We start from the raw sequence: 15,110 nt of genomic DNA, 5'->3' as shown, positions 1-15,110 counted from the left end.
AAGTTCGAGCTACTTTACTCCCCATGATAGCCGCGCCAGGTCCAGACGAGGGTATCGGCCAGCGTCTGGTTGAAGACTTTGCCGTCGCAGTGACCGGTGGCTTTGCTGAAGACGAAACGGTGGTGATAGCCTTTCGCCGTCAAGGCGGCGGAGGTGCGCCGGCCGGCCATGACCCAATTGTGAAATGTTTCCTCGGGGTCCTTATTGCGCAGGTCGTTTTCCGAACAGTGGGTGAAGATGCGCAGGGGCTTTTTCTCGCTCTTCTCGATGAGCTTCAGCTCGGAATGGTAGTCCCAGGCGCCGTGCGGAAATTGCGCCTGCTCCGCGGCGTCGTCGTCCTGCTGGGCGACGAAGGTGCCGGAATAGGCGATGATGCGACGAAAGAGATCGGGGCGGAACCAGCCCATGGAGAGGGCCGCGGCGCCGCCGGAACTGCAGCCGATGACGGCGTGGCCCCACGGATTTTTGGTGAGAGCGAAGTGGGGATAGGCGGCCTTGAGGTCGGCATTGGCGAGAACGGCGGGAAGCACTTCTTCGGCGATGAAGCGGGCGAGGCGGTCGGACATGGTGTCGTACTCGAGGCCGCGCTCGCTGTTCTTGCCATCGTTGCCGCCGTTCTCCACGGCGATGGCGATGAAGGCGGGGAGCTTACGATTCACATCCTTGGAAATGGTGAGGTTATCGAGGGCGTTGCGCACGAGCTTCAGCGAGCCAGGGCCATCGTGGATGATGAGAAAAGGCGCGGCGGTGCCGTCTTTGTAGGCCGCAGGGACGTAGACGAAAATTTTGCGCTCGGTGCGCACCGGTTTCTTGTCGGGCTCAAGGGTCTTGTCGTCGCCGCGGAAGATTTTGCTGTCCGCGAGCTTCATGGTGAACTCGAAGGATTTCCCCTTGGGATTGCCGAGGTCGGTCAGATCCTTGTCGACGGTGTAGTCGGGGCCGATGGTGAATTCGCCGTCACCTTCGGAGCTGGTGACCTCGGTGTAAGTTTCGGCGGCCCGGGCGGGATGAGCCGTGAGGCCGAAGAGGGTGACGAGGGAAAAGAAAACGCGGAGGGCTGCGGGGAGGGAGTGACGCATAGGCAGTGGTATGCGGAAAACCAAAGCACGGAGCAATCCATTAACTCCCCTGCCCCGCCGCCATTCCGTAACGCCCTCGGGACAGCAGTGGCCGATCACAGCGACTGCGTCACGCGCTCCCGGCCCCCTAAAAAAAACTCGCACCTTAAATCGGCTTAATGGGGCTTAAGGCACCTTAAATCGGCTTCTTTTTCTTCGCCCGGAGCGCGGCGTTCATGGAGTTGGTGGTGGATGGCTTTCGGTCGTCGGGCAATCTTGCCGTTGCAGGTGGTCATGGGAGTCAGAGGGTGGATGATAGCTGCCGTTTTTTTCGGGTGGGATCGGGTGGGATCGAGTGGGATTGCCTCTGTAAAAGAAGGTGGGATAGCGGTAGGATCGGGGTGGGAGGAAGAGTGGGATCGCACTGGGAGCGGCGATTTCCCGATCGTCGACGGAGCCATCGCACGTGGCACCATTTTTTCCCGAAAGGGCATCGCTGACGCGCCACCCCGGCGACCGGGAAAAAGTGTCTGTGCAAACGTGTTGGGTTGGATCTGTCTTCACGATCCCATGGAACCATAACTTGCCCGAAAAAGTGCATGGCCCCATTGGTTCCATTGGCTCCATTGCGGAAAATTCACTTTGCACGCCTCAAAACCGGGGTCGCAGGAGCAGGATTCTCCCCTCGGGCGCGTGAGGACAAGGCCAAAGCGATGGGCGCTTGACTCCTTTTCATCCGTTGGAACGGAGGGTAAACTCGGCGTCATGAGACGAACTTTCGTGCAGTGCGCGGAGCTGTTGCTGGAACCCGGCGCAGATGCGGCCGCGCCCGGTGGCGCGGTGACGCTGGCCCTGTGCGGGAGCTGGGATCATGCCGGGGCGTGTCGCTGGCCGCATGAGACGGCAGCAGCGTGGGACGAACGGCAGGGGCGGTTGCGTGTGGTTTTTGCAGCCGAGGCGGAGGACGAAAATCACATCCGCACTTTGATCGAGCAGGCCTTGGCCGGCGGCGAGTGCGTGGGACCGGACGGGAAGCGCAGCCACTGGACGGTGACAGAGCACAGCGCTGGGGTGCTCAGCGAAAGTGAGGAAGCCTTGGGAAGCACGATCGCCGAATCGCGGGGCGGAGTGTAACGCCAAGACCGCTCTACTGCTTCAGGGGCGTGCCGAAGACTTTTTCAGGCGGTGCGGGATTGTCGGACCCGCATTGCTTTGCCCAATACGCGGCCTGTTCTTTCGTCGCATCCGTCGGGCCTTTGATCAATGAAGCGCGGCGATTGGCAATGTGGTAGGAGTAAACCTTCAGCGGTTCGTGCCGGTCGATGCGGTAGATGATTGTCACCTGATCCGAGTCCTTGGACCACTTCGCGCAGTAGGCGTCGGCGCCGGTGTCGAGGAACTCGCCGATTTCTTCCAGCGGGCCGATCTTTTTCCCGGTGACGGCGTCGGTGAGATAAATGTGGAAACGCTCCTCGCGCGCTTCCGATCCGCCATGGGCGGTGATGGCGTACTTGCGATCGGGGGAGAGGCCTTTCTCGATGGTGACGTATTCATTTGCGCCGTACTCGTAGGTGGACGTGGCGAGGGCGAGGGTGCTGGTGCTGGTGGTGAGAACCAAGGCGCACCGCAAAACGAAGCGTCGGGCGATTTTCGACATGGGCGCATGACAACAGAGTGGGCCTCGCAGGTAAAACAGTTTTGCCGCCCCGGCTGGCGGGGCAAAGCAACCCTTGGCACTGCCGGGAAACTGCGCTATAGAAAGTGCTCTCCTTTATGTCCACACCCGAAATCACCGCCTACCTCAAAACCCAATGTGGCTGGAGCAATGGCGTCCGCGCCGTGCTCAAGAAATACGAACTTCCTTACACCGAGAAGGACATCATCCAGAACCCGGCTTTCCGCTGGGAGATGGAGCAAAAGAGCGGCCAACCGCTGAGCCCTTGCGTGGAAGTGAACGGCCAGATGATTCCCGACATTTCCGGCGAGGAACTCGAGCAGTGGCTGCTCAAGGAAGGCCTCGTCGGCAATTCCGACAAGACGACCAACGTCCCGCTCAATGCCGCCTGCTCCGACGCCGAACACGCCGCCATGGCCAAAGGCGCGCCGCTCAAGTTCCAGAGCTAAGCGCGTCTCCACAAACCGAAATTCCAAGCCGTGCAGCGATCGTTCGCTGCGCGGCTTTTTCGTGCCACAACACAGGAGCGGCGGTGTCCGCTGCCTCTATAGCAAATCCATCTGCCGACCGTCGCTGGTCGCGGCTTTGTTGGCGGGGTCGTCTTCCGGGGCGGGAAAGTCGAATCCGAGCCGCGCTCCCAGACGTCGCGCGCTGTGCGGGGCGAAGCCTTCGTAGTGATTGCTCACCGCGACGAAGATGCGCGCGTGTTCCTGCGCGGCCTGGCGCACCCGCACCGCCCAGCTTTCCAAGGCGGCATCGCGCGGCCACAGGAGTTCGCGGTAGTGATGAATCTTGTGCCCGCTCGCGGCGTATTTGCGGTCCAGGTCCCCCATCAAGCGCACGTAGAGAAAATCCGTCGTATCGGGCAGAAATTCATACGCTCCCTCCTGCTGGTGATCGAGCGAGGTGAGATCATTCCACGCCCACGCCACGCCGTGCTCGGAGAGCAGGTGGGCAATGCGCGGGTGATGCCAGTCCGCATGGCGAAACTCGATGGCGAAGCGGACCTCGCGCGGCAGATGCCGCACGAAATCCCGCAGGGCGACTTCATCGCGGGCGGGCTGGAAGAAAGGCGGCAGCTGCACGAGCACGCACCAGAGCTTTTCTCCAAGTGGTTTCAGCGATTCGAGAAATTCGTGCAGCGGCCCGGCGCAATCGCGCAGCTTGCGTTCGTGGGTGATCTCCCGCGAGAGCTTGCAGGCGAAGACGAAGTCCGGCGGCGTCACCTCCGCCCAATGCGCGGCGACCTGCGGCGTCGGCGCACCATAGAAGGTCGAGTCCACCTCCACCGCCGGCAGATGCCGCGCGTAAAAGGCCAGCCGTTCCGCCGCCGGCAAATGTTCCGGATAAAAGACCGCGCGCCAGTCTTCGTAGCTCCAGGCGCAAGTCCCGATCTTGATGTTCGCGAAGTTGTCCAATTCGTGTGTTCTCAAGATACGCATGCCGGGAAGACCGTCGATGGCCGTCTCGGCAGGTTATTCGGTGAGACGCGCACTAAGGAAAAAGCGTGCCCGGTGGTTGGGGAGTGATACAAACTCGCTCTTCCATGACCCCCGCCCTCCTGACCTCGCGTCCGCTTCGTCTTGTCCTCGCCGCTGCTGTGCTCGGTGGCCACGCTTTCGCCCAGGCTCCCGCGCCTGCGCCGGTGCGGCCGGTGCCACCGCCGGGCGTGCAGCTTCCCGATGGAGACCGCGCGGAATTGCAGGCCGGGGTGGTGGCGCTGGGCAAGGACATCACCATCCTGCGGCACAATCTGCAATCGAAGCCCGAGATGCTCGCGCTGCTGCCCGATGTGCTGATCTTTCACAAGGCCGTCAATTGGGCACTGCGCTACAACGAATTCTTCAACGTGAAGCAGGTGGCCACGGCGAAGAAATTGCTCGAGCTGGGCAATCAACGCCTCGCTGAACTGAAAGACGGCAAGCCCTCGTGGATCAGCGCCACGGGGCTCGTCCCGCGGGGTTACATCTCGAAGATCGACGGCTCGGTGCAGCCGTACGGAATGGTCATTCCCGATGATTGGAAAGCGGACGAGAAGACTCCGCGCCGCCTCGATTTTTGGTGCCATGGTCGCGGCGAAACGCTCAGCGAACTCGACTTTCTCAACCAGCGCATCACCAGCAAAGGGGAATACACGCCCGCCGGTACGCTGGTCCTGCATCTCTACGGGCGCTACTGCTGCGCGAATAAATTCGCGGGCGAGACGGATCTTTTCGAGGCGCTGGAGAATGCGAAGACGCATTACAAGATCGACTCGAACAAGCTGGTCGTGCGCGGCTTCTCCATGGGCGGCGGCAGCACCTGGCAATTCGGCACACACTTCGCCGGCTTGTGGGCCGCGATCAACCCCGGCGCGGGTTTCGGCGATACGAAGGAATTCATGAAGCTCGGTACCACGCCGGAAAAGCCGCTGCCGCCCGAGTGGGAGCAGACGCTCTGGAAGTGGTATGATTCCGCGGCCTCCGTTTCCAATCTCGCCAACACGACCACGGTCGCTTACTCCGGCGAGATCGATGGGCAGAAGCAAGCGGCCGATATCATGATCCGCTTCGCCCGGCAGGAAGCCGGCAACGCTCACCCGCCGATTGCCGTACTCAACAAAGTTGAGCCCGGTGATGGCTCGTCCAAGGCCGCCGAGGCGCGCGTCACGGGCACCGCGCCGGACGTGGCGTTTTACCACGTCATCGGCCTGCAGGTACCGCACAAGATCAAGCCGGAGGCCAAGCCGGAAGTCGACTCACTGGTGGATGCCGCGGTGGCGAAGCATGAGGCCGTGCCGAAGAAGGTCCACTTCACGACTTACACACTGGTTTACCCGACCATGAGTTGGATTACTGTAATGGGCATGGAAAAGCAGTGGGAACGGGCGGACGTCGACGCGGAGATCGTTAAGGGCGGCGTCAAAGTCGAAACCAAGAACGTCACTCACCTCACCGTGAATCTTCCCGGAGAGACCTTCCCAGCGGGCAGCAAACAGGAAGTCATCATCGATGGGACCCATCTCCCACTGGACCTGTACGCGGATCACACACCCCACTGGTGGAACGCTTCTCTGCGCAAGGAAGGTGGGCACTGGACAGCCAAGGCCAGCGTCAAGGATGGAACCAAATCTGCCTTGCTTTGTGGCCCGATCGACCACGCCTTCATGTCCTCGTTCGTCAATGTGCGACCGACGGGCAAGCCGCTCAACGACAAGGTCGGCGCGTGGGCGAAGAGCGAGCTCGAGCATGCCATCGGCTTTTGGCGCAAGGTCTATCGCGGCGAGGCGCCGGTGAAGGATGACACGGCCATCACCAACGAGGACATCGCGAATTCGAATCTCATTCTGTGGGGCGACCCCAGCAGCAACGCGGTGCTCAAGAAGATCATCGCCAAGCTGCCCGTGCAATGGTCGGCGACGCAACTCACCTTCGGCGGCAAGAACTACGAAGCCGCGCACACCGCGCCGGTGATGATCTTTCCGAATCCGCTCAACCCGACGAAATACGTCGTCCTGAACAGCGGCGTGACCTTCCGCGAACAGGCGCTGCTGAACAACGCCGACCAGACACCGAAGCTGCCGGACTGGGCGATCATCGACCTGAACACCGCCCCCGACGCGAAGTGGCCCGGCGAAGTCAAAGCCGCCGGGTTCTTCGACGAGCAGTGGAAGGTGTCGGCGAAGTAGACGGAAAGTGCTCAGTGCTCAGTGCTTAGTGAGAGAGCGCGCGGCCACACACTGGGAACTCAGCACTAAGAACTAAGAACTCCTCCCCATGAAATCCTGCCACCTCCTCCTCCCGCTCGCGCTGGCCCCAGCGCTGCTTTTTGCGCAAGCCACGCCCACTTCCAAGCAAGCGCCGCCGTTGGGCATCGAAGTGCCGGCGGCCGATGCCACGGAGCTGAAGGCCGGACTGGATACGTTGGGCAAGGACATCGAGACGCTGCGCAAGGGCTCGACTGCTCCGGCGTTGCCGGACGTGGAAGTCTTTCACAAGGCGGTGCGGTATGCGCTGCAGTACAACGAATTCTTCAAGGCGCCGGAGATCGCCGTGGCCAAGGCCGAACTCAAGCTCGGCCAGCAACGCGCGAAGGAACTGCTCGACGGCAAGCCTTCCTGGACGTCGGCCACCGGCCCGCTGGTGCTCGGTTACACCTCGAAGATCGATGGCTCGGTGCAGCCCTACGGCCTGATCGTGCCGGACGACTGGAAGCCGGGCGACAAGACGCCGCGTCCGCTCTACCTGTGGTTTCATGGCCGCGGCGACACGCTGAGCGAAGTCAATTTCATCAACAGCCGGCTCAAGGGGAAGCATGACTTCTCCACTCCGAATGCCTTCGAACTCCACCTCTACGGACGCTATTGCAATGCGAGCAAATTTGCCGGCGAGACCGATTGCTTTGAAGCGATGGCGGACGTGCAGCGGCGCTATGCCATCGACCCGAATCGCATCGTGGAGATGGGCTTCTCCATGGGTGGCGCGACCGGCTGGCACATGGCGGCGCATTACCCGGGATTGTGGGCCGTGGGCTCCTCGGGGGCGGGCTTCGCGGAGACGGCGATCTACGCCAAGGTGGATGACCCGGGCAAAGTGCCGCCCGCGCCGTGGGAGCGCAAGATGTTCAGCCTCTACGATTGCCCGCCCATCGCGGCCAACTACGGCAACCTGCCCTTCATCGCCTACAGCGGTGAACTCGATCCGCAGAAGCAGTCCGGGGCGCTGATGAACAAGGCGATGGAGGACGAGGGCCTGAAGACGGAATGGCTGATCGGCCCCGGAGTCGGCCACAAGTACGAGCCCGAGACGAAGAAGGAACTCTCGAAACGCATCGACGCCTATGTGGCCAAGGGCCGCGACCCGTTGCCCACGCACATCCGCTTCGTCACTTTTTCGCTGCGTTACAACCAGTGCAAATGGATCACGCTCGATGCGCTGGAGCAGCAGTGGGAGAAATCGGAGATCGACGCGAAGCTGGTGGACGAAGGCACTTTCGCCATCAAGACCCGAGGCATCGCCGAGTTCACCATCCATTTGCCAGCCGGCCCGGCGCCGCTGGACAAGACGCACCCGCCGCGCGTGGTGATCGATGAGCAGGAACTCGTCGGCCCCGCGGTGAAAGAGCAGTGGCATGCGACTTTTCATAAAATGAACGGCAAATGGTCGCTGGGCGAAGCCTTTCCGGGCACCGCTGACCTCGGTCAACTCACCACTCACAAGCGCCATGGCCTCCAGGGCCCGATCGACGACGCCTTCATGGACTCGTTCATCTTCGTCCGCCCGACGGGCAAAGCGCTGAACGACAAAGTTGGTGCGTGGGCGCAGAGCGAGTTCGACCTGGCCATCGCCGGCTGGCGCCGAGTCTTCCGCGGCGATGCCCGCGTGAAGGATGACACGGCCATCACCGCCGACGACATGGCCAACGCCAACCTCGTGCTCTGGGGCGACCCCGGCAGCAACAAGGTCCTCGCCAAGCTCCTGCCCCAGTTGCCGATCCAGTGGACGAAAGACAAGCTGACCATGGGCGCGCAGAGTGCGGGCGCCGCCGATCACGCCCCGATCCTCATCTTTCCCAACCCGGCCAATCCGAATCGCTACGTCGTGGTCAATAGCGGCTTCACCTTTCGCATGGGCTCGCGCGTCTCCAATTCCCTGCAAACGCCGAAGCTTCCCGACTGGGCGCTCATCGATCTCAACACCCCGCCGAGTGAGTTGTGGCCGGGGAAGGTCGTCGAGGCGGGCTTCTTCGACGAACAGTGGCGGTGGCCTAAGAAGTAGGCGGGAAGTGCTTAGTGCTTAGTGCTCGGTGCTCAGTGCGAGCGCCGAAACTGAAAACTAAGAACTAAGAACTCCCCTCCCTCACACTCCCATGAAACTTCGTCACCTCCTTCCCCTCGCCCTCGCTTGCGCTCTGGCCTGTGTCCCCCTTCACGCCCACGACGCGACCGCCGAGATGTCTGCGGCAGCGATCACCTTCCTCGCCTCCCTCACGCCGGAGCAGAAGGCGAAGGCGACCTTCGATTTCGCGGGCGACGAGCGGACCAACTGGCACTTCATCCCGCGGGAGCGCAAGGGGCTGCCGATCAAGGACATGGCTCCGGATCAGCGGCTGCTCGCCCAGGCGCTGCTGGCCAGCGGCTTGAGCAATCGCGGGTATGAGAAAGCAGTCTCGATTATGAGCCTCGACGCGGTCCTCAAGGAGATGGAGAAGGACAAGCCGAAGGCGCCGGTGCGTGACCCGGATAACTACTACCTCTCCATCTTCGGCACGCCCGGTGGGAGCGCGCCGTGGGGCTGGCGCTTTGAGGGGCATCATCTTTCGCTCAATTACACGACCTCGGGGGATGCCGAGCCGGCCATGACCCCCTCCTTTTTCGGCAGCAACCCCGGTGAAGTGAAGAGCGGCCCGCGCGCCGGTATCCGCGTCCTCGGGGCGGAGGAAGACCTTGGCCGGGCGCTGGTTACGTCACTCACCGAGGAGCAGCGCAAGGTCGCTATTCTGACCGTTGCGACGCCGAAAGACATCCTCAACGACCCGAAGCGGGTGGACCCGACCACCCCGGAAGGCATCGCCCAAAGCCAATTGACGCCCGAGCAAACGGCCACCTTGGTGAAACTGGTGAAGGAATATCTCTTCCGCTGCCGTCCAGACGTGGCGGCGGATGACTGGGCCAAGGTCGAGAAGGCTGGCCTGGACAAGCTGCATTTCGCCTGGGCCGGCGGCCTGGAGCGCGGGCAGCCGCACTACTACCGGGTGCAGGGCGGCCATTTCGTGCTGGAATACGACAATACCCAGAATGAGGCCAACCACGTCCACAGTGTGTGGCGGGATTTCGATCACGACTTCGGGGTGGACCTATTGAAAGCGCACCTGGACGCCGCCCACTCTGGAAAATAGCCCCGAAATTCGGGCGTAAACTGGCGCGGGTATTGCTACGTAGATAGGCGCATTAATGCATCATTCCATTATGAAAAAAGCATCAACCCGTTCCGCGTTCACTCTGGTGGAGTTGATGATCGCTGTCGCCATCCTGGCCGATCTTGCCGTCATCGCCCTTCCCGCCTTTATTCGCTCCCGCAACATGGCGCAAAACACCCGCTTCTCCAGTGACTTGCGCACCTGCGCCGGCGCTTTCGAAATGTACGCCGCCGAGAATAACAAATACCCTCCCGCCACCGGCCCCGGCGTCGTTCCCAGCGGCATGTCCGTCTACATGCGCGGTTTCCCTTGGGAGGCCACGAACGCCATCGGCGGGGCATGGCTTTGGACTCCCGGCTACCAGAATGTCACGGCCGCGATCGAGATCGACTTCCCCAATGCAATGGATGACCTGCGCATGACCGATATCGACACGCGCTTTGACAACGGCATCCTCGCCACCGGCTCATTTCGTCAGGTCGACTCGAAGCACTACATGTATATCATCGAGAACTGACGCCGGCCACGCGGCGCCTCAGCGCTGCAAGCCGCGATAGATCTCGAGATAGGCATCCACCATTGCCTGGTAGCTGAAGCGCGCTTCCGCCCGGGCTCGCACCTGCCGGCGATCCAGCTTCAGCGCGGCGGGCACCAGGTCGGCCAGCGCATCGATCACCCCCGAGTGGAAGCCGGTGACGCCGTCGTCGATCACCTCCTCCACCGAACCGCGGCGGTGCGCCACGACCGGTGTGCCGCAGGCCATCGCCTCGATCATCACCAGGCCGAAAGGCTCATCCCATTGGATGGGGAAGAGGAGCGCAGCGGCGTGGCGCAACAACTCGTTTTTCTGCGGGTGATTGACCGGGCCGATCCAGCGCACCATCTCGCCATCGATCAGCGGCTGGATCTGCTCGGAAAAATAGGCCTGCTCCTTGGCATTCTGCGGCTGGCCCGCGAGGACGATCGGCATGTCCACGGCGCGCGCCACGCGGATGGCATCCAGCGGATTCTTCTCCGGCGACATCCGCCCGAGGAAGGCCAGGTACTCGCCCCGCTCGAAGCGCGGGTCGTAGGCGCCGAAGTCGCAGCCATTGTAGACGACGGGAAACTGCCGCCCCAGCCGTGTGCCGGAGGCATGCATCTGCGAGCGGCTGATGCCATTCACCGCCACCTGCGGCCAGCGCCGGAAGACGAATTCATCATCGACGTGCGGGCTGGTGTGCATGGTGAAGAGGCCGGGCGTGGACGTTGCCGCCGCGAGCGGCAGCCAGGCCGTGCTCAGGTGGTAATGGATGACGTCGAAATCGCCGGCGCGCGCGAGCACTTCCGCCATGGCCGCGCTGGCGTAGTACTCGAAGCAGTAAGCCTCGCCGCGCTCGCACAGCTCGGTGAGGTTCAGTTCGCAGACCGGGTGCAGTTTGCCGGAGGTAAAGCAATCGCCGGAGGCGAAGAGCGTGACATCGTGGCCGCGGGCGACCAGTTCATCGATGTGCAGCTTCATGAGCAACTCGATGCCCCCGTAGGTGGTGGGAGGAATGCGGGTCCACAGAGGAGCAACTTGGGCAATGCGAAGGTTTTTCATCAGATACTTGCGTGCGGCGGTAGGTGATGTTAGCTGCCATCCCGCTTTCGCCAATGACTCTTCGCCCCGCGCGCATGAAATTCCTTCCCCACGCCCTCTCACTCCTCGTCCTCGCCACCGCCAGCATCGCCCTCGCCCAAGAGCCTCAGGTCGCCAAAGCCGTCCCCGTGGCCACGCGCGACATCACCACCCAGCTCCAGATCTTCCTCGATCAGCAGCTCTTCGGCCCCGGCAAGATCGATGGCCGCCCCGGCGAATTCCTGAGCAAGGCGCTCATCCGTTACCAGCGCGCCCATGGCCTGCCGGAAACCGGCGTGCTCGATGCGAACATCCCGCTCGATACCGTCTACCCCGTTTACACCTTCTACACCTTCAAGGAGGAGGACCTGAAATTCGTCGGCCCGAGCCCGTCCAAGCCGGAGGAGCAGTGCAAGCTGAAGTATCTGCCCTACCCTTCCCTGCTTGAGTTCCTCACCGAGCGTTACCACTGCGCACCGGAATTCCTGGAGAAGATCAACAAGGGGATGAAGCTCGAAGACCTCAAGCCCGGCGACCAGGTCCGCGTGCCCAATGTGGAGCCATTCATCATCGAGGAACTGCCGAAGCAAGGCTTCCTGCCCGAAAAGCCCGAATACAAAAAGCGCGTCATCCAGATCCATCGCAATGAGAAGATGCTCGATGTCTTCGATGGAGAAGCGTTGATCGCCTCCGTGCCCATCACGCCCGGGATCATGGGCGGCGGCGCCAAGGAAACACCTGCGGGCGCATGGAAGATCCTCGGCATCGCCACATCCCCAACTTTCCGCTGGGACAAGGGTGTGCTCGAGGAAGGCAAGCGCACCGACAATTTCTACAATCTCCCGGCCGGCCCGCGGAATCCCGTGGGCGTGCTCTGGATCGGCCTGAACAAGCCGGGCATCGGCATTCACGGCACCAGTAATCCGCAGACCATCGGCCGGGCGCAGAGCCACGGTTGCATGCGCGTGGCGAACTGGGACGTGGTGCGCATCAGCAAGCTGATCACCAAGGGGATGACGGTGATCATCGAATAAGAGCCAAGAGCCGAGTAACGAGAGCCAAGTGGTCTTCTGCGGGAACGTGGAACCGTATGATTTCGCCACAAGGAAAACGCGGCTGAAGAACTCCGGGGAGCGCGCTCGTTTGCCCGGACCTCTCCTGCTGCGCGCAGCCAGATAACGAAAAATGGGCTAATGCCATGGGATGGCATTACGAAGGTCTGAGTATCCCGCGCCAAGCCGGCTCAGCGAGAAAATTTCGAACCCTGTGCAGCCTTGACCAGCCTTGACTGGGCTTGACTGGGCTTGACCAGCCTGAGTGATCACGGAGCCGACCCTCGGCCAGTAAAGGCTGCCGCGCCGCCCGTCCTCTTGCGGTTCCAAGAACCTTGTTGCATCTGTTTTGCAACAAGGCGTCATCCTCTTTGGTCTGTCAAAGAACCTCTTTCCGCCCACCCACGAAATAATTTCCTCGCCCTTCCGCAACTACCTTTTCTATATAGTGTTCATAGTAGCACATCACCTACCGAAAGGCAAGCGAAAAATGAAAGCAGCCCTCGACCAATCGAAATTCAACCCTGGCGGCGAACCAGACATTGCACGGCCCTTGTCCGGCGCGAAGAAGTCTGCGACAAGTCGCGGCATGGATTTGCCCGCCGAGCTGCGCTCGCATTTTGGTCACGCGGAGTTTCGCGAGGGGCAGGAAGCGGTAGTGCGGGCGCTGCTCGCCGGGGAATCGGCGCTGGCCCTTTTCCCCACGGGGGCAGGAAAGTCGCTCTGCTATCAGCTGCCGGCGGTCCTGCTGGAAGGAACGGCCCTGGTAATTTCGCCGCTCATCGCGCTGATGAAAGATCAGGTGGATGCCTTGCGGGCGCGCGGGGTGGCGGCGGCGCGGCTGGATTCCAGCCTGACGGCGGAAGGGACGCAACAGGTGTATGCGGATTTGCGGGCGGGCAAGCTGAAGCTGCTCTACGTGGCGCCGGAGCGGCTTTCGGGCGAGGCGTTTCTGGAGCGGCTCCGGCACGTGAAGATCTCGCTGGTGGCGATCGACGAAGCGCACTGCATTTCGGAGTGGGGACACAATTTCCGCCCGGAATATCTGCGGCTCACGCGCGTGGTGGAGGAACTGGGGTTGAAGCCCGTGCTGGCGCTGACGGCGACGGCAACGCCGGAAGTCGCGCAGGATATCTGCCGCGCTTTTGGGATCGCCGGGGAGCGGCATGTGCAGACCTCCTTTCGCCGGCGCAACCTCCATCTACGCGTGACGCCCTGCGCGTCACGCGACCGGGTGGCTCTTCTGACCAAACGCCTAAACAGTGCCAAAGTGCGCCCGGCGGTAGTCTACGTCACCTTCCAGAAAACCGCCGAGGAAGTGGCCGCGCAGCTCGCCTCCGCGGGCCTGCGTGCGCAAGCCTATCACGCCGGGATGAGCGCGGAAGAACGCAACGCGACGCAGGAGGCATTCATGCGGGGAGAGTGCGAGGTGATCGTGGCGACCATCGCGTTCGGCATGGGCATCGACAAGGCGGACATTCGCAGCGTGACCCATTTCAACCTGCCGAAGACCCTGGAGAATTATCAGCAGGAAATCGGGCGCGCCGGCCGCGATGGGCAGCCTGCCCTGTGCGAACTGCTGGCCTGTACTGACGATGCGGTGCCGCTGGAAAACTTCACGCTCGGCGATACGCCCGAACCCGTGGCGGTGGAGGCGCTGGTCCGGCGGATGTTGGGCGCGGGCGACGAGTTTCACGTCAGCCGTTACGATCTCAGCCAGGAGACGGACATCCGCCCGCTGGTCGTCGAGACGGTGATCACCTACCTGGAACTCGAGGGAATCCTGCAACCCACGCGCGCCTTTTACGAGAGCACGCAGGTGCAGTTTCTTCGTCCGGACAGCGCGATCCTGGCGGAGCACACGGGAGACCGGCAGCGCTTTCTCACCCAGCTTTTCGGCGCGGGAAAACGGGGGCCGAAATATCTCACGCTGGAACTCGAAGCCGCGGCGCAAAAGCTCGGCGAACCGCGCGAGCGCATTACCAAGGCGCTGACGTGGCTGGAGGAAACGGGGGCCATTTCACAGAAGCCCTCCGGCCTGCGGCACGGCTTCCGGCTTTGTGCTCGGGCCGCAGAGGTCACCCCCTCCGAGGTGGCGACACGCCTGGCGGAATTGTTCGCCCGGCGCGAGGAGCGCGACCTGGAGCGGATGGCTGGCCTGCTGGATTTTGCCAGCGCCACAGGGTGCATCACCCGCCGCCTGCTCGCGCATTTCGGGGAAAAACTCGACGACGAGAATTGTGGCCATTGCCAATTCTGCCGCACCGGCGAACCCGCGGCTCGCGTCGCCCTCCCCGCTTCACCCATCGCGCCTTTCTCGGAGGGCGACACGGAGGAAATCCAGGCGCTCATCTTCGAGGAAAATGCCTCGCTCGCCAGCCCCCGCGCACTCACCCGTTTTCTCTGCGGGCTCACCAGTCCGGCCACCACGCGAGCGAAGCTGACCCGACGTCCGGAGTTCGGACGCTGGGCGGCGGTGCCGTTCCGGACGGTGCTCTCGCAAGTGGAAACGTGCTGGGAGTGACTAGGAACCAACTGGAGTAATAGCCAAATCGTTCTCGTATGGGGCGCGAGAAAAAGGCTTCAGCCGGGCACTGGACGGTATGTCCCGAAGGGACTGCAGCATAGTAGCCCCGGGTCGAGCGAGTCTTCGAGCGACCACCCGGGGTTCACTTCCCCCAAGCGGACACTCCAACCGTCCCGGCGAAGCCGCATCACTTATGCGGATCGGGGGAGGATGCGGCCCGAGGCCGGGACGGTTGGAGCAGCGCTTTTTATTTGCGATACCCCGGGTGGTCGCTCGCCACGCTCGCTCGACCCGGGGCTAT

At 62.4% G+C, this 15,110-nt stretch carries 12 protein-coding genes; 8 read left to right on the top strand and 4 right to left on the bottom strand.

The window, feature by feature from the left end; translation table 11 throughout:
* Window positions 1-14: 14 nt before the first annotated feature.
* Window positions 15-1,079, bottom strand: a complete 1,065-nt coding sequence (locus tag ABJF10_RS20490) for an alpha/beta hydrolase-fold protein (protein ID WP_348546470.1) — start codon at window positions 1,077-1,079, stop codon at window positions 15-17.
* A gap of 744 nt (window positions 1,080-1,823) precedes the next feature.
* Here ABJF10_RS20490 and ABJF10_RS20485 point away from each other — a divergent pair.
* The gene (locus ABJF10_RS20485) at window positions 1,824-2,192 is read left to right on the top strand and encodes a hypothetical protein (RefSeq protein WP_348546469.1); all 369 of its coding nucleotides are present in this window, start codon (window positions 1,824-1,826) and stop codon (window positions 2,190-2,192) included.
* Between the two features lie 13 nt (window positions 2,193-2,205).
* Here the strand turns inward: ABJF10_RS20485 and ABJF10_RS20480 are convergent, their stop codons facing one another.
* Window positions 2,206-2,715, bottom strand: a complete 510-nt coding sequence (locus ABJF10_RS20480) for a hypothetical protein (RefSeq protein ID WP_348546468.1) — start codon at window positions 2,713-2,715, stop codon at window positions 2,206-2,208.
* A gap of 116 nt (window positions 2,716-2,831) precedes the next feature.
* On the opposite strand from ABJF10_RS20480, the gene ABJF10_RS20475 reads away from it, so the two are divergent.
* Entirely contained in the window at window positions 2,832-3,182 is a 351-nt protein-coding gene (locus tag ABJF10_RS20475) for a glutaredoxin (protein ID WP_348546467.1), read from the top strand.
* 96 nt (window positions 3,183-3,278) lie between these two features.
* Here the strand turns inward: ABJF10_RS20475 and ABJF10_RS20470 are convergent, their stop codons facing one another.
* Complete coding sequence (locus ABJF10_RS20470; RefSeq protein WP_348546466.1) at window positions 3,279-4,166, bottom strand: DUF72 domain-containing protein; 888 nt, start codon at window positions 4,164-4,166, stop codon at window positions 3,279-3,281.
* 113 nt (window positions 4,167-4,279) lie between these two features.
* Between ABJF10_RS20470 and ABJF10_RS20465 the strand changes: the two genes are divergently transcribed.
* The 4 genes from ABJF10_RS20465 (at window position 4,280) to ABJF10_RS20450 (ending at window position 10,147) form a co-directional block, all read left to right on the top strand.
* Window positions 4,280-6,400, top strand: coding sequence for a prolyl oligopeptidase family serine peptidase (locus tag ABJF10_RS20465; RefSeq protein ID WP_348546465.1), 2,121 nt, complete (start codon window positions 4,280-4,282; stop codon window positions 6,398-6,400).
* Between the two features lie 88 nt (window positions 6,401-6,488).
* On the top strand, window positions 6,489-8,489 hold the full coding sequence (locus ABJF10_RS20460) for a prolyl oligopeptidase family serine peptidase (RefSeq protein WP_348546464.1): 2,001 nt from the start codon (window positions 6,489-6,491) through the stop codon (window positions 8,487-8,489).
* 91 nt (window positions 8,490-8,580) lie between these two features.
* Window positions 8,581-9,609: a DUF3500 domain-containing protein gene (locus tag ABJF10_RS20455; RefSeq protein WP_348546463.1), complete on the top strand. Its 1,029-nt coding sequence runs from the start codon at window positions 8,581-8,583 to the stop codon at window positions 9,607-9,609.
* A 70-nt stretch (window positions 9,610-9,679) separates the two neighbouring features.
* Window positions 9,680-10,147, top strand: coding sequence for a type II secretion system protein (locus tag ABJF10_RS20450; RefSeq protein WP_348546462.1), 468 nt, complete (start codon window positions 9,680-9,682; stop codon window positions 10,145-10,147).
* An 18-nt stretch (window positions 10,148-10,165) separates the two neighbouring features.
* Here ABJF10_RS20450 and ABJF10_RS20445 read toward each other — a convergent pair whose 3' ends face one another.
* Window positions 10,166-11,212 (bottom strand): glycosyltransferase family 4 protein, encoded by a 1,047-nt coding sequence (locus ABJF10_RS20445; RefSeq protein ID WP_348546461.1) that lies wholly within the window; start codon window positions 11,210-11,212, stop codon window positions 10,166-10,168.
* 74 nt (window positions 11,213-11,286) lie between these two features.
* On the opposite strand from ABJF10_RS20445, the gene ABJF10_RS20440 reads away from it, so the two are divergent.
* Complete coding sequence (locus tag ABJF10_RS20440; RefSeq protein WP_348546460.1) at window positions 11,287-12,264, top strand: L,D-transpeptidase family protein; 978 nt, start codon at window positions 11,287-11,289, stop codon at window positions 12,262-12,264.
* Window positions 12,265-12,772: 508 nt separating this feature from the next.
* A complete protein-coding gene (locus tag ABJF10_RS20435) occupies window positions 12,773-14,806 on the top strand; it encodes a RecQ family ATP-dependent DNA helicase (RefSeq protein ID WP_348546459.1) in 2,034 nt (677 codons plus the stop codon).
* Window positions 14,807-15,110 lie beyond the last annotated feature (304 nt).

This window comes from Chthoniobacter sp. (genome assembly GCF_040003245.1).
Taxonomy (GTDB): Bacteria; Verrucomicrobiota; Verrucomicrobiia; order Chthoniobacterales; family Chthoniobacteraceae; genus Chthoniobacter.
This window is presented reverse-complemented; position numbering and strand designations above follow the sequence as displayed.